Origin of the sequence: Parapedobacter soli (assembly GCF_025460835.1) — a bacterium.
GTDB lineage: Bacteria > Bacteroidota > Bacteroidia > Sphingobacteriales > Sphingobacteriaceae > Parapedobacter > Parapedobacter soli.
Map to the genome: position 1 here is coordinate 69,348 of NZ_JAMXAY010000001.1, position 20,860 is coordinate 90,207.

The following is a 20,860-nucleotide window of genomic DNA, read 5'->3' on the forward strand; positions in this document are numbered from 1 at the left end:
TATGGCTAGTGTACACACATTTTATAAATGACGGCGTTGTTTTTCCTTTTGGCTCACGGACTGCTCGTAGGCTTGCTGTACGCCGGCAGTCCCGGATACCGCAGCGAGCGGTACTTCCCACCATGCGTGGCCATAACCAGCCATCTTCCGCTCGGGTCCGGTTTCTACATAGACCACGGTGGTCGTTCCGTTAGCCTTAGCCTGTTCCAGCGCCTTGCCAAAGGAAGCCGCGTCAGATGCACGGATGACCGTAGCACCCAGACTTTCTGCATTCTTGGCAAGGTCTACCGGCAGCAGCTGGCCATCCAACTGCCCCGACCCTTCGTCTCGTGCCCTATATTGGGTGCCGAAACCTTCGGTACCCAGCGATCTGGACAAGCCACCGATGCTCGCGAATCCGTGGTTATTGATTAGGATGATGGTGAGCTTGTAGTCTTCCTGTATGGAGGTCACGATTTCCGACGACATCATCAGGTAGCTTCCATCGCCTACCATCACATACACCTCGCGCCCACGATCGGCCATCTTGACCCCTAGTCCACCGGCAATTTCATATCCCATACACGAGTACCCGTATTCGAGATGGAAGCCCTTGGGGTCGCGTGTGCGCCAAAGCTTATGCAAATCGCCGGGCAGGCTGCCGGCAGCACATACCACCACATCTTTGGGTGCCGCAAAATCATTGACCAAGCCGATAACCTCCGCTTGCGAGAGTCGTTGGTCGCTTTCCGGCTCATAAGCCAATGCTACTTTTTCATCCCAGCTGTGATTATAGGCCGCTACCCGGTCTCGGTAGGCCGTGTCCACGCTGTAGTCGGCCAAGCGGTCTGTTAATGCCTCCAGCGTGGCACGCGCATCGCCGGTGAGGGCCAAGCCCGCTTGTTTGTGGGCGTCAAACTCTGCAACATTGATATTGATAAAGCACACATCTGAGCTTTGAAAGGCCGTTTTGGACGCGGTGGTAAAATCACTGTACCGCGTACCGATACCAATCACCAAATCCGCCTCTCCGCTAACCGCATTCGCCCCTTCCGTGCCCGTTGCCCCCATGGCGCCTAACTGATGGGGGTCATTATAAGGCAGGGACCCTTTGCCGGCAAAAGTCTCTGCAACGGGAATACCAGTGGCGTGTACGAACGCACGGAGCGCATCGGTGGCTTCTCCATAGATTACCCCGCCACCGGCCACGATCATTGGCCTCTTGGCCGCACGGATCCGTGCAACAGCTCGTTGTATCAATTCTGCGTCAGGTAAGGGTCGTGGGATATACCACACCCTTCTTTCGAACAATTCGTTGGGAAAATCATAGGCCTCTGCCTGCACGTCTTGCGGTAAACAAAGAGTCACTGCACCTGTCTCCGCTGGTGACACCAATACCCGCATTGCCTGCATCAACGAAGCGATTAGCTGCTCGGGCCGGTTAATGCGGTCCCAAAACCGGGATACGGGCCGGAAACAATCGTTGACCGAGACATCTGCCGATGCCGTAAATTCGAGTTGCTGCAACACAGGGTCCACATGCCGGCTAGCAAAAATATCGCCCGGAAGCAATAATACCGGAAGCCGGTTGATGGTGGCCGCTGCAGCAGCCGTCAGCATATTGGTCGCCCCCGGACCAATGGACGAGGTGCAAGCAAATGTAGACAGGCGGTTTCTCATACGGCTATAGGCCGCGGCGGTATGGACCATGGCCTGCTCATTGCGTGATTGGTAATAGGTGAATGCAGGGTAGTCAAATAGCGCTTGGCCTATTCCACCCACGTTGCCATGTCCGAATATACCGAAACAACCGGCAAAGAATTTATGTTGCACACCATCCCGTTCCACGTATTGCTGGTCGAGAAATCGGATAAGTGCTTGGGAAGTAGTCAACCTCATGTTAAAATCCTCCATGTTTTTCGATGAATACCATTGACTCGTCCAGTGTAGGCATGAAATTGGCGCAACCAGGTTGCAGTACCACCTGTGCTCCACTCGCGTTACCCATGCGGCACGACTTGTACAGGTCCCACCCGTTAAGGTAGCCGTAAATAAACCCGGAAGCAAACGCATCACCTGCTCCTAAGATGTTTAGCGGCACCACCGGAAATCCGGGTACATCTATCTTATTCCCTTTGTTATCATATACGGTTGCACCTGTTGCACCTCGTTTCACCACTAATACTTCCACACCCAACGCCAAAACCCCCTCAATCGCTTTATCGATATCGCCTTTGACGGTAGGAGCAGAAATCTGCTGGTGTTCAATCGTCACCTGCGAGGCATCCTCCAACATCGCTGCCAAGAGCTCTTCCTCGGTACCGATTGCCACCTGGATATTGGGGAGCAACGCCCGTACCATTACGCCAAACGATCGGATGTCTGCCCATTGGTCTGCCCGGAAATCAATGTCGAGCAGGGTGGTCACGCCGTGTGCTTTAGCACGTTCAGCCGCATGGAAGACTGCGCTGCGGCTCGGCTCGATATTCAATGCCGTGCCTGACAGTTCAATCAGCCGCACACTCGCCATGTCTATAGCATTCACATGATCGATGGTAATCTGCGAATCTGCCGCATTGTTGCGGTAAAATACAAGTGGAAAGGTATCTGGCGGCTGTATGCCCAGCAACACGGCACTGCTCCGCGCGCCGGCTATGCGGGGAATAAAGGCCGTTTCCACCTTTTCCTTTTCCAGAAAATTTAAAATGAAGTCGCCTACTTTGTCGTCGCCCACACCCGTAAGGAGTGCCGCTCGGAGTCCCAACCGGCTGCAACCGGTGGCAATATTCAACGGAGATCCCCCAACGAAGGCATCAAACCCTTTAATGGCTATAAACTCAGCCCCGATGTTCTGCGAATAGAGGTCTATTGATGAACGCCCCACCGTGAGCACGTCATATGCTTTTAATTTGCCATCCATTATCCATTCATTTTTGCGGTTACCATTGGAATCCGCTCATCCCTACCCTTCCACGTACCGAATATCCACTCATGGTCCGGATCGGGTGTGTTGGCCAGCGATTGATCCGAGCCCGCTAGGAAGTTGAGGTAATATACATCATAGCCATGGCCGGCTACCACTGGATGGTAACCTTTAGGTACCAGCACTACGTCGTTATGCCGGGCTAAGGCGATTTCATTTAGGCTGCCATCGCCGGTGTATATCTGCTGGATGGCATACCCCTGGGGTTTACTGATTTTATAGAAATACGTCTCTTCCAACCGAGCCTCCACTAACTGTCCATTTTCATCAACAATACGCTCATCGTGCTTATGGGCTGGGTATGAGCTCCAGTTGCCCGATGGGGTGTAGACCTCAACAGCGACTAATCGGTGGCAGGGAAATCCTGGCCCCAGCAAATCGTTGATTTGTCGGGTGGCGTTATCACCACCGCGTATTTCTATCTGTACGTCTTGGGGCTGCTTTAATACTGGCGAAAAATCACGGTCTGTCTCGCACCACCCATAGGCGATGTCCAACACATCACTTTCGGCAACGAATTCGAAGGACGTATGGCGCGGCAGGTAAAGCGAATGGGCCATGCCCGAAAAAACATCCTTCCTTCCGTTAAGGGTCTGCCAGCTTCCTTTATCCGTATTCACTCGATAATTACCCCCTAACAAGATGATGGCATACTCGTTGTCTCCGGTATCATCCTGCCACACCTCACCCCGCTGCATCGTCCTTGCAGCAAAATTGAGGTATTGCCACCCAGCGTCTTCCCGGCTGATGTGTTGGTAAACCGAGGTGGCATCATCCGGTTTGGCCAAAAGCCCGCATTGTTGATCCTGTTTCATTTCAATGAATTCTTTTATTAAGTCAGTAACGGCCGCGCTTATTTGAGGAAAGCTACTGCTTTTCCCGCGGCCCCTAATTTTTCAAATTTTTCGACGCACAGTTTTTCCAACGCTTCAACATACATCCTACCTGGCACAATCGGATCAAATTGTTCGGGGTGAGCCGCAAAGAATTCACGATGCACCCTTGTCCAAAGCACCCGCAGATCAGTAGCGACGTTTACCTTGCAGATGCCATAGGCCGTAGCCCGCAGAAGCTCCTCGTCTGACACGCCACGTGCGCCCCGATGCATTTGCCCCCCGGCCGCATTAATCCGGGCCAGTTCATCTGGATCTACCGATGACCCGCCATGCAAAACCAGTGGGAAGCCGGGTAATTGCTGTTGGATGGCATGTAAGATATCGAAACGAATCCCTTGATCGCCAGAAAACTTGTAAGCCCCGTGACTGGTCCCTACGGCTACCGCCAAGCTATCACACCCTGTACTTTTCACAAAATAAGCAGCATCCTCCGGTCGGGTATATTTTGATTCGGATTCCGAGACCTGTAGATGATCTTCAATTCCGCTCAACACCCCCAATTCGGCTTCAACAAACACGTTTTTTTGTGTGCCATCGAAACCACTTCACGTGTGCGGCTAATGTTCTGCTTCAATGGATCATGCGACGCATCGATCATCAGGGAACCGTATTGCCCGCTGCCAAGAGCGTTAGCGATATGCGCTTCATTACCGTGGTCTAAATGGAGCGTAAACACCACATCGGGATACACCCGAGCCGCCGATGTGATCATCGCTGTTAATACCTCGGGCGTAGCGTAATCGCGAGCGACTGGCGTGGTTTGGATAATGACCGGTGACCGACTCGTGTCGGCGGCCCGGAACACCGCCAAGACTTGCTCCATGGTAAAGACATTAATCGCCGCAACAGCATATTTGCCATAGCATTCTTTAAATAGGGTATGTGGCGATATCATCATCTAGCTTCAGACCGTTGGTTCTACAATACAACGACAATTTAGATGGACAGTCAAGATGAAAAGACGCAAAGGTTTGCGTTACATCTTCACTGGTTGTTAGGGCACAAATAATATGCTATCCGGCAAAACACGTTCGGAAATTAATCGGCTTGCATATCCCACTTCAAGCACTTCACCCATATAATCCTCAAAATACGCCAGTTCAAAATCGTGATACCCTGCTTCGAGTGCTACCTTACCATCCTTTCGCCGGGCGTTATGCGAGCCATCATTATCAACAACCAGATGCCCGCCAATCGAGAGTTGAGAACCGTCGTCAGAATACGTGTAAAACCGATAGACTCCTCGACTTGGAATTTTAATCAATCCCTTAAACACAATAGCAAAGGAGTCCCTAGCGGTAGCAACGTCAAGCGAAAGATGTTCTGTAGTACCGACGTGGACCAGTTTGGCGTTTCGTGAGGTATCAGCCAATTGCTTCAGTCGCCCACCTTCGTAATATCGGTAACGGAGCCCTTGGCTTGGATTGTTGACGGGCTTAGGGAGGAGGTAATTCATCGCGTCTTCTTCATCGGCCGAAAGGCCCGATGGATAATAATAAACAAGTTCCTTCACGCTTGGTGTACGAACCCAAGTATCAAAGCGGCGCTCCCCTTCGTACAATTTAATGATTCGGCCACCGCGCTGCAAATCGCCATATGCGTCGATGCCCGTTGTCCGCCCAAAGGCCAACGCAATGTCATAACGCATGCCGATATAATCATTATTGTGATCGTGCCCCACAAACGCTCCCATGACGTCCTGCATCTCGAGAAAAGAGGCGAATAACCCAGAATTGATATCCGACGAGGCAACGCCTTCATTGGCCGTACCAAACGTGTTTTCTTTCTGATGAATTTCCTCGAATTCTTTAATCGGTATATGAAAAAAAGCCAAGGCCGGCAAAGGGCCATTCCTATTTTCCGCTGTATATCGGTTGCTTTGCTCGCGATACCAAGCCAACTGGTCGAAATGCACCCAATCATAATGGCCATATTTGTGGGCCGACGGCCGATTATGCGTATCCAAACAATAAAGCAGCGCCCTCACTTCGTCGGCCCCACTCGCAAATATGGGAAGCACATAATTTCCACTACCACTGATGGTCGGACCCGCCTCACCGACGAAGTAAGCGGCACCACTCAACGCCTCGAAGACCTCCGACCGGGTCATTCCTGCCTCGTCATCGTGGTTGCCCAAGGTCAATGCCCAAGGCATTTTTGCCTCTTCAAAAATCTTCGCTATAGACTCCCATCCTTCCGCGGCTGGAGGGGCGGTTACCACATCTCCGGTAACAATAGCCAAATCCGGCTGCTCTGCCGCTAGTATATGTAAGATCACTTCCTTTGTACGGGCACTATTCGGCGAAGCGTCTTCCCAGTGCAAATCTGTGAACTGCGCAATTTTGAAATGGCCATCGCTGTTAAATCGAAGCTTGATAGCTCCACTATTTCCGTTATCACCCTGTTTGCAGCCGAAAGCAAGCAAAACGAGTAAGATTGCAGCTGAAAATATACTCTTCATAATGGTATACAATTAAAGTGCTAAAGCCTGCTTGATTTTATGAAAGATCGCCGTATTTGGATAAACACCCTTGAAATCGTCTGACCCCGGCCCATAGGCGAAAACCGGCAGCATCAACGGCGTATGATCATCCGTCATGTATAAGGCCGTGATTTCGCCCTCCGCCCAATTTCCGTCAATCAATGTCAATCCACCCGTTTCGTGGTCACCAGTCACAATCACCAATGTCTGGCCGTCTTCATCAGCAAATTTCAATGCCTCGGCAACAGCCAGATCGAAACTCAACGTTTCCATAATGGATCCAGGTAACGAATTGGCATGGCCAGCGTAGTCAATCTTTGCCGCTTCCACCATCAGGAAGAAACCCTTTTCACTCGTCCCATCCAAGCGAAGAATGGCCGATTGTGTTGCCTCAGCCAAAAGCCTGATGTTTTTTTCTGACACAGCTTTCCCAAATCGGTCATCGATGCAAATGGTTTTTTCGGCGTAGTTAGGCAACTCCCCTAAATCGGTCACGAGCTGATATTGTGCATTTAACTCATTCCAAAGATCCCTGCCATCATTACGGTGGCTGAACACACGCCTACCGCTCCCAATAAGCAGATCCAATTTTCCGTCCATCAGGTACGCGGTCAAGGCATCGCTATCGTCCCGCTCAGCCGCGTGTCCGTAAAAGGCGGCAGGTGTCGCATCAGCCACATTACCTGCGGTGACCACACCGCAAACCATTCCAGCGTCATTCGCATAGTCCGTAATTGATGGGTTAATCTGGCCCACGGAATCTACACTGATGTGGCGATTTTTCGTTTTTTTACCGGTAGCCAATGCACTACCTCCCGCGGCTGAATCAGTGGTGTATGCATCCAAGGCGCTGGTTTCCTGCAGGCCAATGGTGGGGATGAGCAGTGTACTCAACGTCCTATTAAATGCATAGGCTGCCTGCAATTGCGCCAACCCCATGCCGTCGCCAATCAATAAAATAACGTTTCTGATACGTTCATTACTTCCGTCTACTGCACCAAGGGGTATATATACGGGAATAGCGGCCGACAACGTCATTTCCTTCCCGTCAAATCCTCTGAAACCACGTGTTGTGACATCCAATCTTTCTGCGCGCGTGATTTCACCGCCCTGTAAAGGCCGTTGCTGGCTGAATGTTTTCCTGTCAAAATTGGAAAAGAACGCAGCACAACGCTCAATCTCATCCGTATTGATGATATCCACACCCATTTTGTATAACGTATTCCAAGCAGTTATACCATCAGGTGTGCCCCAAAACCGGATTTTCTTGCCAAGTCCATGGGCCTGGTCAATCGCTTTAGCGACCTGTTTGCCCTCCTTGTCTGTCAATGCTCCTTTCCCGTTCCACTTCGCATAACTGGAAAACGGCGCGCTAATGAACGCCACACGTTCCAACTGGCTCTCGGTATAGTGAACGTTAAGCCGCCCGTCAAACCAGATGTAGCGCGGGAAATCAGCAAACGCTAAGGGATCCGGCATAGCACCGGAAATCACTACAGTGACCGCATAGGGGTTTACGGTCTCATCAAACACGTCCGGATATTTTGCGAGGAGATCGACCACTGGCTGTAAGGTTTCCGTAGCAGGCGTTTTCAGATCGATTAGGAGGACGCACCTATCCGATGACGCAGCCCATGCCCGCCCTCCATTTGAGGTGAACACGTCTACAATGGGTTTGATGTACAATGCCTCCAAAGTCCGATGAGGTTGTAACTCCCCACGGTCATGGCCGACCAATACCGCTCCATCCACTGCAAATACGTCGGCTTCGATGGTATAGACCTGTTGCGAGTATGCCTGATAAAACGGCACTCGCTGGTGATAGTCATTGTGTGCATGGATCAAAACGCGATCCTGCTGGGCAGCTACTTGGAGTATTGCCCAGCAGGATACGAATATCCATGCTAATAAGCATCTCATAGACATCAATATCCGTTATTTTGCTTCAGGTTCTCACTCGTAGCAATTTCCCTTACCGGGATCGGAAATACATGGTGTATTGACGGATTGAACCGCCTTGCTGGCCATACTTCTACCTCTTCCAACGACGCAATTGTGCCGTTTGCCAAATTCACTTTGAAACCATGCAACGGCTGCGCATAGGTTGTCTGCGCATCTCCCCAACGAACAAGGTCAAGGTGGCGCCATACCCCCCATTCAAAAGCAAACTCTACGCGTCGTTCATTCTTTAGCTGTGCTTTGGTTGCCTGGCTATTACGTCCCAAACCTGCCCGCTCACGGATATCGTCTATCAATTCTTTAGCTACGGGATCGCCTTCCCCATTTTTCCAGATGAGTGCTTCTGCCTTGATCAGCAAGATTTCGGCGTACCGCATTAACGATATGTTGAGATCGGTGGTCATGTTGTTACCATCAGGGTTAACTGTTTTTCCGATAGCATCAGCGTCACGGAATGGCGCGAGGTATTTACGCAGCGTCATCCCCGTTGGGCTCGACGTGGACGCAGGATTGACCTGCCAAATGATATCGTTGCCGATAAACGACACGTGATCGCCAGGAGCCACAATCGTTGCTGCTCTCCGCTCATCACCTTCCTCAAACGCATTATAAAGCTCAAGTGTAGGCTGGAAATACCCCCATGTGTTATAATAGCCAAACCCTCCGTTCTGGAAGGATATGCCCGGCCATTTCGAGCCATCGATTTCATTGCTCGTCACACTGTATATGTATTCTGTACTCCAATTGTTTTCGATTTCAAACACATCTGCATAGCTGTCCAGCAACCGGTGCTTCTGCGAGTTGATTACCTTGTCGGCGTACGAAATCGCCACATCGTAAAATGAGGCATCAAATTGGGCGGCATACAGCGCTGCCCTAGCTGCAAAGCCCCACGCTGCGGTTTTATGCACCAATCCCCAATCGCTTGTAGGGATGTCATCGAAATAAGGCAGGTATTCCGAGGCGCGCTCCATATCGTTGATGACCATCCGGTAATTTTCAAGCACAGAGGCTGGCCGTGGCACATCGATTTCTTCGGTTGGGGTATCCTCTGTCACGATGGGTATTCCCCCATTGGGACCATCATCCCCATACCAGGGAGCAAGCCACAGGTAAGCAAACGCACGCCAAAAAAAGGCATTACCTAGGACGATATTTTTTGTAGCATCAGAAATACTTGTAGCATTAGGTATTTCTGCAATAATCCGATTCGCGTAGTTAATGGTTTGGTACATACGGGGCCAATTGTCCCGCACATCTCTTGACATCGAACCATTATCTATAAAATTCTTGATATTGGCCGCTTCGGCCTGCGTGCGACCTGTCACCATATCGTCGCTGGCATTTTCATACCAAAAGAAACCACGGCCCATTGTTCCCTCACGGTACTGCCATTCGTAAAGAGCGTAGACCGTTTGCATGGCCTGCTCATCGGATACGCTACCCAAGTCCGAAGGTTGTCCATAAGGTTCGAATTCCAAAAAGTCATTGCAAGACGTAAACACCAATACGAGGGCAAACGTCATTATTAAAATCTTCTTCATCTTTAAAACAGCTAATTGCTTCTTAAAACGAAACGTTGATACCTAAACTGAACATGCGCGATACGGGAAACCTACCCCCATCGATTCCGAGGTTACCTACCTCGGGGTCAAACGCCGAATAATCCGTGAGCGTTAACACGTTTTCAGCATTGGCATACACCCGTATGCTGGTTTGCCCTGTCCCACCAATCCGGCCCACCAAGCTGCTTGGCAGTGTATAAGCGAGGTTTACATTCTTCAACCTCAGGTAATCCGCCTTTTCCAAGAAGTACGACGACACCTTCGAATAGTTGCCGTTCGGGTCATCGATGAACGACAATCTAGGGATACCGGAATTCGGATTATATTCGAAGGATTGCAGGATATCCGTGGTCATGTTCCAACCCTTCAACCCCGACGAAGACATTGCTCTCACACCGTTGAACACATTGACGCCAGAAACACCTTGCCAAAACATACTCAGGCTGAACCCTTTCCAAGTGGTACCAAGGGTAAAACCATAGGAGAAATCCGGGTAATCATAAGCGCCCATATATTGCCGGTCGCCATCGTTGATAATCCCATCATTATTGTGATCCACGAACCGGATATCCCCCGGTTTTGCTGACGGTTGAATCAGCGAAGTCTCGCCGGTTTCTGGATTCATCCACGTATAATTGTTGATCTCTTCTTGGGTCTGGAAAATCCCATTGGCCTCAATCAGGTAATACGAGTACCAGGGCTGCCCCACGGTTGATTGCAGTGGTTGCATGGAATTCACGCCTTCACTATGGGCAATCAGCGTACGTTTGCCGATATTCAGCACCTTATTTTTCACGGTTCCTAAATTACCGCGTACATCCACATGCCAATCGCCGAACTGTTGTTTATAAGCCAATGAAAATTCAAACCCTGTATTCTCAACCTGCCCGATATTCGTCTCCGGAGGTGAAGCTACACCCGCTACGGACGGTACTGGCAAGCTTTCAATCAGGTCCTTCGTCTTCTTGCTGAAATAATCCGCTGTCAGATTCAGTTTGTTATTGAAGAATCCCAAGTCCACACCTAAGTTGGCCTGTTCGGTGCGCTCCCACTTCAGGTTGGGGTTGGGAATGGTGCCTTGATACAAGCCAAACATCCACCTGTTCGTATTTTCACCCAAGAATACCCCTACGTCACCCAACGAATATGGCGGTGCGTAGATAAATCGGCGAACCGAACGAACATTGCCCACTTGCCCCCAACTAGCGCGGACTTTGAGGAAGCTCACCGCATCGCTCTGCGGCATGAACGGTTCTGAGGTCACCTTCCAGGCCACAGAAGCCGCTGGAAAGACATCGGCGTTGTCACTGGGGTTCAGCTTAGACGATGCATCCCTTCGGATACTTCCCGTGAGGAAGTAACGGTCGTCGTAAGAATACGAGACGCGGGCAAGCTGAGACATGATAGATTCTTCCCATATCAGTTCCTCCGGCCTATCCGAACTCCAATCCGCAGCGTTTTCAAATACGACGTAATGCGGATATTCGAACTGGTAGCCGCGCGTATATACTTTATGGCTTCGCTCAGTCGAGTAATTCATGGTAAATGCACCAAGGGCAGACAGGTAGTGTTTCCCGTTGAATGTTTTCGAATAAGAGAGGATATTCTCCCAGTTCCAGTTTTTATCGAACAACGACCTTATGCTACGGAAGTTCTCGTCGATTGTCCTTCCTGGTGCTGTAAATCGACCCGTAAAGCTTTCACCACGGAAATTTGAGGTATTGTAGGAAAAGTCAGACTTGAATTCCAATCCATTGATTGGCTTTATAATCAGCGAGGAAAGTGAAAACACACGATTTGTTGGATTATGTTGCCGGGTATTCAACAATTGGCTCACGGGGTTTAACAAATCCGCTTCTACGCTGAAACCTTCAGCCAGCGCCCAACGCGGAACGGTCCCACTCGGCAGTTGGTTTCCCAAATCATCGTATTCGTACATTTCATTGAAACGTGGGTAAGCCATAGCGGAGAATACCGCACCTGTATGACCCGAGCCGATCTCACTTTGTCCATTGCTGTATCCGTAAAGCAAACTTTGGTTCAGGCTTACCCAGTTATTGAATTTAAAACCTAAGTTCAACCGGGCTGTAAGGTTCTTATTCCACGTATTCAATAGGGTGCCATCTACGTCATCGTAAGCCAATGATGCCAGCGCATTCAACGATTCACTACCCCCGCTGATGGTAACGTCATAATGCTGCATCCTACCCGACCGGAAAATCTCATCCACCCAATCCGTCCGGGTTACATTTCCATATGGAAACTGATCCGGGTCATAGGTCGCTGGGACACTACGGCCAGCCGCAGCAGAGGCATCCTTCCACACCCGATTGAAATCTTCCGCTGTTAGCACCTCGGGTGTCCGCCACGCTTGCTGCACACCGTTCCAAGCGTTTGCATCCACACGTAGCGTTCCCGCCCTAGCCTTCTTCGTCGTGATCACGATTACCCCACCGGAACCGGCATATGCTCCGTATATTGCAGATGAGGCGGCATCTTTCAGCACCGTCACTGTTTCAATGTCTGCCGGGTTAAATGGTGCATTGGGAACACCGTCTACGACATACAGTACGCCATCGCCCGCCCGGTTTCCACGGCCGCGGATACTGATGTTATCCGTAGCCCGAGGATCACCGCTTTGTTGCACGCGCACACCCGGCATTTCGCCCTGAATGATGTTGCCCAATGATGCTGGCCGACCTTTGAACCGATCATCCACGCTGACAGACGATACGGCCACCGAAAGGTCCTGCTTACGATTTGAACCGTAACCAATAGCCACGACCTCATCCAGCATATTAGCATCTCCTCCCAATTGGATGTTAATGGTCAACCGTCCATCCACATGCTCCTCCAATGAGGGGAACCCCACATAGGAGAAAACCAATATCGCATTGGCTCCCACATCAATGGAATACTCCCCCTCTTCATCCGTTACTGTCGACCTGTTCGAATGTTTTTCGGCAACGGTTACACCCGCCAGCGGCTCACCTGAGTTCTGTTCGGTGACTTTGCCGACTATCTTCTCTTGGGCATACGCCCTACCGCCCAAAGCGACGAGAACAACCAGCAAACAAAAGTTAAGATAATAGATTTTTCTCATATCGATAATTTGTTGATAACTAATATTAGCTTTTCACGGCACAAGTATATTCACTGCCTTCTAACTTTTCATTAATTCTGTGTTATGCTTCTCTTGGCATTAGATTAAAACAGTCTAATAAAAATTCTTTGAAACCGGTACCTTTACACATGCATATTAAATCTATAATTGTCGAAACAAACTAATCGCTTTTTAATCGATAAATCAAGGGGTTGGGGCTTTATCACCACGCAAAGGTTTGCGTAACAGGAAAGACGCACATAATTTGGTTATCTAGAATATCTTCACGAACTTAGGGAAGTCGCAATTAGCGGCACTAATTGTAAATCCTTATGCAACAGACCCGGCAAACGACTATCGTCGATATCGCGAACCAATTGGGGGTCTCTCCCTCCACCGTGTCACGTGCGCTGCATGACCATCCCTCTATCAGTGCCAAGACCAAACGTAACGTGGTACGACTCGCCGAGAAGTATAGCTACCAGCCCAATCTTTTGGCACTAAGCCTCTTGAATAAGCGGTCGGGCGTCATCGGGATTCTCGTCCCCGAAATCACCAGCTATTTCTTTGCAACCGTAATAAGCGGCGTACAAGACATGGTCTCATCTGCGGGTTACAAGCTATTGATTTGCCAATCGGGTGAATCTTTCGAAGAAGAGGAGAAACTACTGCAAGATATGGCCCTATCTCGTGTAGACGGCGTGTTGATCTCACCCACTTTCCGCACAAACTCATTCCAACATTTTGAGCGGCTCAAAAAAACCGGTATCCCCTTGGTCATTTTTGACAGGGACTGCCCCGGCTTCGAGGCAGACAAGGTATTGGTCGATAGTTACGACGGTGCTTATCAGGCTGTGGAATACCTCATCAAAACCGGCTGCAAACGAATAGCCCACATTGCCGGCCCCATCGCCATCCCCACATTCAAACAGCGGCTCGACGGCTACCTTAATGCACATTACGACAACAATATCCCTATCCGGTCCGAATTAATTGTTTACAGTAATGGTTTCTCCTCAGATGATGGTGTGGAAGCAGCCACACAATTGTTGGACCGACATGAAAAAATCGACGCGATATTTGCCGTCAATGATGCGGTCTCCATCGGCACCACCCACGTGCTACGGGAAAATGGATACCGCGTGCCCGACGACATTTCCCTTGTCGGGTTTGACGATGAATCTTACGCACAGTATTACTTCCCTTCGCTATCTACGGTTTGGCAGCCTGTTTATGAATTGGGGATGTTGTCGGCCAAGATACTGCTCGATCGGTTTGCCAACCGGGGACAGCTGCAGTCCTATCGATATGAAGTGTTGAAGCCCGAGTTGGTCATCCGAGAATCATCGCGCATCATTGCAGAATCTACGTCGTCATACGCCTTACCAAATCGACCGGGCACACCACTGGTTCACCAGGCATAATAACAGCCGTCTGGTTCCCGGCAGGCCCCTGCAGGGCACCAATCAGTGTTTGTGCTACCTTATCGGCCACCGCGCTCGGATACTGCTCGATCGACGTGATAGGTGGCGAGATAATAGCTGTCCTCGGATCGTTGGAATAACCAATGATTTTCAAATCTTCCGGGATACGGATACCCCGCTCGCGCGCAAACTCTACAATAGCAATAGCCGTGGTATCATTCGCCGCGAATATCCCATCGGGCTGTTCGGCATCTTCAAATATCCGACGCAGGCTACTCCACGCATTTTCAGCGGTCAACTCCTGATGATAGACCCACTTACCCCTCAGCGTAACGCCCTCCTTAGCCAATGCATCTACGAATCCTTGTGTCCGCTCCCGATAGATACTACAGGTAAGTGGGCCACTGACATAGGCTATCCGCCGGCAGCCAGCCTGCATCAGGTGATTGCCAGCCAACAATCCGCCCCGATAGTCGTCGCCCTTCACAATGTAGGCGCCGCTATCGGCCTCCGCCGGTACGCGGTCGTAAAATACCACCGGGATACCCTGTCGGATAAACCCAGCGAAATGGGCCGTATCTTCCGTATACAGGGCAAGCGACACCACAAGCGCGTCCACCCGGGCCGAATACAGGGTGTTCGCCAGCTCCTCCTCTAGGTTCACCGAGTCGTTTGATTGGCAGATCATCAGGTTATATCCTGCAGCCTGTAACTGCTGCTGCAGAGAGGTGATAAAGAAAGAATGGAAATACATGGATATCCGGGGAACGATCAGCCCGATGATATTGGAGCGTCGATTACGCAGCGACGAAGCCATGCTGTTATGCCTATACCCCATTTCCTGGGCCATCGCTTTTACCCGCTTCCGAGTCGCCTCACTGATGCGTGGGTTGTTATTCAGTGCCCTGGAAACGGTAGCTGGGGATATACCTAATGCTTTTGCAATGTCTACTATGCTATTTTCTGATCTCGGTTTCTTCGGTGTCATTCTCTATAATCAGCTTGCGGTCAAAGCAACGTTATTTTGCTGGAAAAAGCAAATTTAAACCATCAGGTCAATTAAAGATTTTTATCTGCAAAATCAGTATACCGTTCCCAGTCGTAAATATTGATATCGTGCTTGCCGGGACGATTATGGTAGCCCAGTGGGCCAACCACCCTGACCTCGCCTACAGCCGGCGGCTCAGCCTCCTGGAGAGCTGGCTGCTTATACAAGCGGTACACCGGCCCGGCGTGGTACAACGATAGGTATTCACCCTTCGGGTCGGCCCACAGGTCTTCCGAGGCGCTCGCCACGTACAACGGCCGCGGGGCGATAAGGCTGAGCAACTCATGGAAATCTACCGGCAATTGGCTCTCTTTGCCGTCGAACTGCTTGAAATTCCCGCTGAACCAGTGCGGGAAGGACCGGTTGAGGTCGGCAATGCGCTCACCATACTCCCGCCGCGCGATGGCTGCACCGTCTTCACCCGAATTGTTGGAAACGGCCATGGCAAATCGCTGGTCTTGCGCAGCGGCCCAAAGTGCGGTCTTGCCGAGCCGCGAGTGGCCGACTACCGCCACCCGCTTGCTGTCCACATCACCATCCGTTTCCACGTAATCCATCATCTTGGAGAGCGACCATGCCCAGATACCGATGGCACCCCAGCTGCTGTTATCACGTTGTACACCCGTTTGCCCGGCAAACCAGCGGTGGAAACTATCGTCCATCGAGTCGATGTCAGGCCGGTCGAGCTGCAGGTCGCCATAGTAGGCGGTGACTACCCCGTAGCCACGCGAAAGGATGTATTCAATGGGCCACCGCGATGCATAAAATCCACGGCTCTGCTCATTGGCATATCCTTCCGGGAAACCGGGTTGCTTGGCAAAACGGGTCCACCGTGTAATGATGCGGATACCGGGATCGGTCGAAACGGCCTGGTTGCCGCCATAATTGAGCCCCATGAATACGGGTGCCGCACCGGTCCGGCTATTTGGCAGGTAGATGAGCACATGGATGGGACGCGACTTGTCGGCGGAGAGGTAAATGGCCACCTCCTTGCGGGTAGCCAAACCATCGAGTGCCCCCTTATCCACGGCAATCACCTCATACGTGGCGGCATCGCCACCCAATGTATGGCCGTATACGTGCTGGGCAAACAGCGACAGGATTTCGGGCCGCCGTTGTTTCTCCCATTGGGAGACCCGCTTGATGGCCTTCCCACGTTCGGTCACCAGCGGATTGGGCAAAGTATATGCGGGTACTTTGGCCTCATCGTAATTGGGTTGTGCCAACACCATGGCACTGATGGCTACGAAGAGCAGGATAATGACGAATCTCATGGTTCAACGATGTTAGTTCGCCAAATATAAGCTTTTGCGGCGAATGAGGAATTACCTATCGGCCACCACCTTATAGGTAGGGTCTTCGGCCATCGTAACCACGATGACGCCTTCGGCTTTCTTCAGTTTATTGCGGCAGTCGGGACTCAGGTGTTTCAATACCACGGTTTTATTGAGGGCCGAATACCGGGCGGTGATCTTGTTGAGCGCATCAATAGCACTCATATCGGCTACGCGGCTTTCCCTGAAATCGATGACCACATCGTGCGGGTCGTTTTCGACATCGAACTTTTCGAGGAAAGCGGCCACCGAACCGAAAAACAGCGGCCCGTAAATCTCGTATACCTTGGCGCCGGTGGCATCGATGTGTTTGCGCGCACGGATACGCTTGGCATTGTCCCACGCGAACACCAACGCCGCCACAATGACCCCCACCAGCACCGCCAGGGCCAGGTTGTGCAGCACAATAGTGATGACGGCCACCAGCATGCCCACGAAGATGTCGGATTTGGGCATTTTGTTGATGATGCGCAGCGATACCCACTCAAACGTGCCGATGGCTACCATGATCATAACGCCCACCAGCGCCGCCATGGGAATGCGCTCGATGACCGGCGCGCCCACCAGAATGATAACCAGTATGGTAAGGGCGCCCACAATTGCGGCCAGCCGGGCGCGCGAACCGGCATTGAGGTTGACCAGCGTTTGCGCCACCATAGCACAGCCGCCCATGCCGCCGAAAAACCCGTTGACCACGTTGGCCGTACCCTGTGCCAGGGCCTCCCGGTTGGCGCTGCCGCGCGAATTGGTAATCTCATCGACCATGGAGAGGGTGAGCAGCGACTCCACCAGCCCCACACCGGCCATGACCAGCGCGAAGGGGAAGATGATTTGCAGGGTTTCCAGGGTAAATGGCACCATGGGGATGTGGAACGCGGGAAAACCGCCCTCGATGCTGGCAATATCGCCCACGGTTTTGGTTTCGATGCCGAAGCCGAGTACGAGGCCGAAAATGACGAGGATGGCTATGAGCGAGGCTGGGATGGCTTTGGTGAGGCGCGGCACAACCAGCACGATACCGATGGTGAGCAGCGTAAGCCCACCCATAACATACAGCGGCGTACCCGACAGCCACGTGGTGATGCCGCCGTCGGTCACCTTGAACTGCTCGATCTGTGCCATAAAGATGATAACGGCAAGGCCATTGAGAAACCCGTACATGACGGGCTGCGGGATGAGTCGCACGAATTTACCGAGGCGGAATATGCCAACCAGAAACTGAAACAGCCCCGCGAGGGCGACGGCGGCAAACAGGTATTCGACACCGTGGGCTTTGCTGAGCGCGATGAGCACCACAATGGTGGCGCCGGCACCGCCCGACACCATGCCCGGCCGGCCACCGAGAATGGCCGTGACCAGGCCCATCAGGAACGCGGCATACAGGCCAGTGAGCGGCGATAGCCCGGCCAGGATGGCAAACGAAAGCGACTCAGGAATCATGGTCATGGCCACGGTGAGCCCCGCCAGGATCTCTGTTTTGTAGTTGACCTTTTGGGTGAAATCAAAAATGCGGAGGTATGCTTTCATGCTGACACGTTAAGCGCGCAAAGGTAACGAAAAACCGGCACCCCATATCGGGATACCGGTAACTCCGGTCGGATTCCTGATGATGGAACGATCGAGGTCCTATTTGATTTTCTTCAGCTGGTAGTGATAAGTGGTTCCGTCGGGATGACCGACGACATCGAAACACTGGACACGAAAGGGACCGCTCTCGTTGAATGTCATCTCTGTTTGGAAGTCAGGCGACGCCATCGTCGCTACCAGCGGCTAGAATAGCGACTTCCAGTTAACACCTTCTGCGACATTCGTTGTTATTTCTTTCACCCGACACCATGATAAATTACGACACCACTATTATAGGCACAGGCCAGGCAGGCACTAAAATTGACATTAGTCTCACTGTCAACGGACAGGCACAACACGTTATGGTGGATGTTTTATTTAGAAATTCAATTATGGACACAATGAAAAAAATCGGGATCATGGGCGTTTCCATTTTGACAATCGTGGGTTGTTCGGGGACTTCCCAAACGGGTGGCACCAACCAGCCGCAGCTTGGCATGAGAACAGTGAAAACCATCGAACAGAATGGCAAGCAATTTAAGGACCTCAACAAGAACGGCCAACTCGACCCCTATGAAGACTGGAGGCTCTCGTCCCGTGAGCGGAGCCAAGACCTGTTACAGCGGATGACGCTGGAAGAGAAAGCAGGCATGATGCTGATCGCTGATATGATGATGACCAATGAGGTATCCATTATGGCGCCACAGGTGCAGCAGACCGGGCCGATTACGGCGGAGTTCAATGAAAACGATGTGGTAGTAGACAAAAACCAGTTCACAGGCGAGCCCCTGCCACACCCGGTCATGAATACCATAGGTACCACAAAGGGAATTTTAGAACACAAACTGCGGCATTTCATCTGGCGCACCACATCGGCCCCCGCAGATACCATGGCCAAATGGGCCAATAAGGTGCAGGCCCTAGCAGAGGACGACAACCTGGGTATCCCAGTTTTATTTGCACCCAACCCACGCAACCACATCACGGGTGGCTCCCTGGGGGCCACCGGATCTACTTCTGTAGGCTTCTCAATGTGGCCCTCCGAGATCGGGCTGGCAGCAATGCGGGATGCGGACATGATACGGAAATTCGGCGATATGGCCCGTCAGGAATGGGTGTCGGTAGGCATCCGAAAAGGTTACATGTATATGGCAGACCTGGCCACGGAGCCAAGGTGGCAACGGATTGAAGGGACTTTTGGTGAAGACCCCGAACTAGCGGCCCAAAGCATCGAAGCAATCGTGTTGGGCTTTCAGGGAGATACATTGAATCCCTCGTCAGTTGCCCTCACCACCAAGCATTTCCCCGGCGGCGGGGCAACCTATAAAGGCTTTGACCCCCATTATACCTATGGCCGTAATGCCGTTTTCCCGGCCGGCCAGTTTGAAAACAACCTGTTACCTTTCAAAGCGGCAATCAAAGCAGGCACATCGTCTATCATGCCTTACTACTCCCTGCCCAAGGGCACCGGATATGAGGAGGTGGCCTATGCCTACAACAAGGGGATACTACGCGACCTGCTGAGGGATGAGCTCGGCTTCAAAGGGATCATCAATTCGGATACCGGGCCTATCGAGTCGATGCCCTGGGGTGTGGACGACCTCGGCATCGAGCAGCGCTACCTGAAAGCGCTGGATGCAGGCACGAATATGTTTGCCGGAAATGCCGATCCGAGCCAATTAATCGGCGTGCTGGAAAGACACCCGGAGGTGATGCCTCTCGTTGACGAATCTGTATTATTGCTCTTGACGGAGCTCTTCAAACTGGGTTTATTTGAAAACCCCTATGTGGATGAGGAGACAGCAGCATTGACCGTGGGCAAAGAAGAATTTGCAAAAGCGGGTGAAGAGGCACAGCGGAAATCTGTCGTCCTACTGCGCAATACCGATAAAAAGCTACCACTAGCCAAAGAAACAAAAGTCTTTTTCATAGACTATGGCAGCAATCGCATCCCCACGGCAGCGGATGCGTATAACGGAGTGTATGAATGGCTTACGTTTGTGGATACGCCCGAAGCGGCGGATGTGATTTTACTGTGGGTCAAACCTTCCATACGGCCGCTATTCCCTGCCGACGACTCGCCCCTGCGGGTTAACCTATCCTCGTGCGGAATTGATGTGGACTATGTAAATGGACTCACCGCTAATAAACCCACCATCTTGGCGATCAACTATTCCAACCCGTTTGTCATCGATGAGGTGTTCAACCCACAAACCCAAGATCGCTTCATAGGCGTATTGGCCACCTTCGGCATCCAGCCCGAAGCGCTGCTGGATGTGGTAGCAGGCAGGTTCAACCCGACGGGCAAGATGCCTTTTACAACCCCCATCAGCGAAGCGGCAGTGGAAAACAATAAGGAAGACCTCCCTGGCTATGCCGAAGGGGCAGACTATGCACTCTTTAAATTCGACGAGGGTTTAGGGTATTGACTTAACACCGTATTGGCAGGCCCGCCAAAAGATGGCGGGACCCGCTATACGGCATACAAACACATGATCCTTGAGACAGCCAAATGGCCGCT

Annotated in this window: 12 protein-coding genes and 1 pseudogene; 2 read left to right on the forward strand and 11 right to left on the reverse strand. The window is 51.6% G+C overall.

Annotated features, from left to right (window positions below; all coding sequences use genetic code 11):
* Positions 1-21: 21 nt before the first annotated feature.
* The 8 genes and pseudogenes from iolD to NGM62_RS00390 all read right to left on the reverse strand — a co-directional run bounded on the left by iolD (position 22) and on the right by NGM62_RS00390 (position 12,967).
* The gene (iolD, locus tag NGM62_RS00350) at positions 22-1,878 is read right to left on the reverse strand and encodes a 3D-(3,5/4)-trihydroxycyclohexane-1,2-dione acylhydrolase (decyclizing) (protein WP_262245038.1); all 1,857 of its coding nucleotides are present in this window, start codon (positions 1,876-1,878) and stop codon (positions 22-24) included.
* Position 1,879: 1 nt separating this feature from the next.
* Positions 1,880-2,899: a 5-dehydro-2-deoxygluconokinase gene (iolC, locus tag NGM62_RS00355; RefSeq protein WP_262245040.1), complete on the reverse strand. Its 1,020-nt coding sequence runs from the start codon at positions 2,897-2,899 to the stop codon at positions 1,880-1,882.
* Positions 2,899-3,777, reverse strand: coding sequence for a 5-deoxy-glucuronate isomerase (gene iolB / locus NGM62_RS00360; protein WP_262245042.1), 879 nt, complete (start codon positions 3,775-3,777; stop codon positions 2,899-2,901). The genes iolC and iolB overlap by 1 nt, the downstream gene beginning before the upstream one ends.
* Before the next feature lie 38 nt (positions 3,778-3,815).
* A pseudogene (locus NGM62_RS22135) lies at positions 3,816-4,756 on the reverse strand (class II fructose-bisphosphate aldolase).
* Positions 4,757-4,852: 96 nt separating this feature from the next.
* Positions 4,853-6,319 (reverse strand): metallophosphoesterase, encoded by a 1,467-nt coding sequence (locus NGM62_RS00375; protein ID WP_262245049.1) that lies wholly within the window; start codon positions 6,317-6,319, stop codon positions 4,853-4,855.
* A 12-nt stretch (positions 6,320-6,331) separates the two neighbouring features.
* Complete coding sequence (locus NGM62_RS00380; protein WP_262245051.1) at positions 6,332-8,260, reverse strand: alkaline phosphatase; 1,929 nt, start codon at positions 8,258-8,260, stop codon at positions 6,332-6,334.
* 5 nt (positions 8,261-8,265) lie between these two features.
* Positions 8,266-9,843, reverse strand: coding sequence for a RagB/SusD family nutrient uptake outer membrane protein (locus NGM62_RS00385; RefSeq protein ID WP_262245053.1), 1,578 nt, complete (start codon positions 9,841-9,843; stop codon positions 8,266-8,268).
* A 22-nt stretch (positions 9,844-9,865) separates the two neighbouring features.
* A complete protein-coding gene (locus tag NGM62_RS00390; protein WP_262245054.1) occupies positions 9,866-12,967 on the reverse strand; it encodes a SusC/RagA family TonB-linked outer membrane protein in 3,102 nt (1,033 codons plus the stop codon).
* Between the two features lie 332 nt (positions 12,968-13,299).
* On the opposite strand from NGM62_RS00390, the gene NGM62_RS00395 reads away from it, so the two are divergent.
* Positions 13,300-14,391 (forward strand): LacI family DNA-binding transcriptional regulator, encoded by a 1,092-nt coding sequence (locus NGM62_RS00395; RefSeq protein ID WP_262245056.1) that lies wholly within the window; start codon positions 13,300-13,302, stop codon positions 14,389-14,391.
* Here NGM62_RS00395 and NGM62_RS00400 read toward each other — a convergent pair.
* The 3 genes from NGM62_RS00400 to NGM62_RS00410 all read right to left on the reverse strand — a co-directional run bounded on the left by NGM62_RS00400 (position 14,333) and on the right by NGM62_RS00410 (position 18,300).
* On the reverse strand, positions 14,333-15,379 hold the full coding sequence (locus tag NGM62_RS00400; RefSeq protein WP_262245057.1) for a LacI family DNA-binding transcriptional regulator: 1,047 nt from the start codon (positions 15,377-15,379) through the stop codon (positions 14,333-14,335). The genes NGM62_RS00395 and NGM62_RS00400 overlap by 59 nt on opposite strands.
* A 71-nt stretch (positions 15,380-15,450) precedes the next feature.
* On the reverse strand, positions 15,451-16,713 hold the full coding sequence (locus NGM62_RS00405; protein ID WP_262245058.1) for an alpha/beta hydrolase family protein: 1,263 nt from the start codon (positions 16,711-16,713) through the stop codon (positions 15,451-15,453).
* Between the two features lie 51 nt (positions 16,714-16,764).
* Positions 16,765-18,300, reverse strand: a complete 1,536-nt coding sequence (locus NGM62_RS00410; RefSeq protein ID WP_262245059.1) for a SulP family inorganic anion transporter — start codon at positions 18,298-18,300, stop codon at positions 16,765-16,767.
* A 431-nt stretch (positions 18,301-18,731) separates the two neighbouring features.
* Here NGM62_RS00410 and NGM62_RS00415 point away from each other — a divergent pair, with 431 nt between their 5' ends.
* Positions 18,732-20,768 (forward strand): glycoside hydrolase family 3 protein, encoded by a 2,037-nt coding sequence (locus NGM62_RS00415; protein WP_262245061.1) that lies wholly within the window; start codon positions 18,732-18,734, stop codon positions 20,766-20,768.
* The last annotated feature ends 92 nt before the right edge of the window (positions 20,769-20,860 follow it).

Excerpts from the sequence above, each read along its gene's own strand:
- NGM62_RS00385 (WP_262245053.1), bottom strand. The coding sequence starts at position 9,843 with ATGAAGAAGATTTTAATAATGACGTTTGCCCTCGTATTGGTGTTTACG.
- NGM62_RS00390 (WP_262245054.1), bottom strand. The coding sequence starts at position 12,967 with ATGAGAAAAATCTATTATCTTAACTTTTGTTTGCTGGTTGTTCTCGTC.
- NGM62_RS00400 (WP_262245057.1), bottom strand. The coding sequence starts at position 15,379 with ATGACACCGAAGAAACCGAGATCAGAAAATAGCATAGTAGACATTGCA.
- NGM62_RS00410 (WP_262245059.1), bottom strand. The coding sequence starts at position 18,300 with ATGAAAGCATACCTCCGCATTTTTGATTTCACCCAAAAGGTCAACTAC.
- iolC (WP_262245040.1), bottom strand. The coding sequence starts at position 2,899 with ATGGATGGCAAATTAAAAGCATATGACGTGCTCACGGTGGGGCGTTCA.
- iolD (WP_262245038.1), bottom strand. The coding sequence starts at position 1,878 with ATGAGGTTGACTACTTCCCAAGCACTTATCCGATTTCTCGACCAGCAA.
- iolB (WP_262245042.1), bottom strand. The coding sequence starts at position 3,777 with ATGAAACAGGATCAACAATGCGGGCTTTTGGCCAAACCGGATGATGCC.
- NGM62_RS00380 (WP_262245051.1), bottom strand. The coding sequence starts at position 8,260 with ATGAGATGCTTATTAGCATGGATATTCGTATCCTGCTGGGCAATACTC.
- NGM62_RS00415 (WP_262245061.1), top strand. The coding sequence starts at position 18,732 with ATGGACACAATGAAAAAAATCGGGATCATGGGCGTTTCCATTTTGACA.
- NGM62_RS00395 (WP_262245056.1), top strand. The coding sequence starts at position 13,300 with ATGCAACAGACCCGGCAAACGACTATCGTCGATATCGCGAACCAATTG.
- NGM62_RS00405 (WP_262245058.1), bottom strand. The coding sequence starts at position 16,713 with ATGAGATTCGTCATTATCCTGCTCTTCGTAGCCATCAGTGCCATGGTG.
- NGM62_RS00375 (WP_262245049.1), bottom strand. The coding sequence starts at position 6,319 with ATGAAGAGTATATTTTCAGCTGCAATCTTACTCGTTTTGCTTGCTTTC.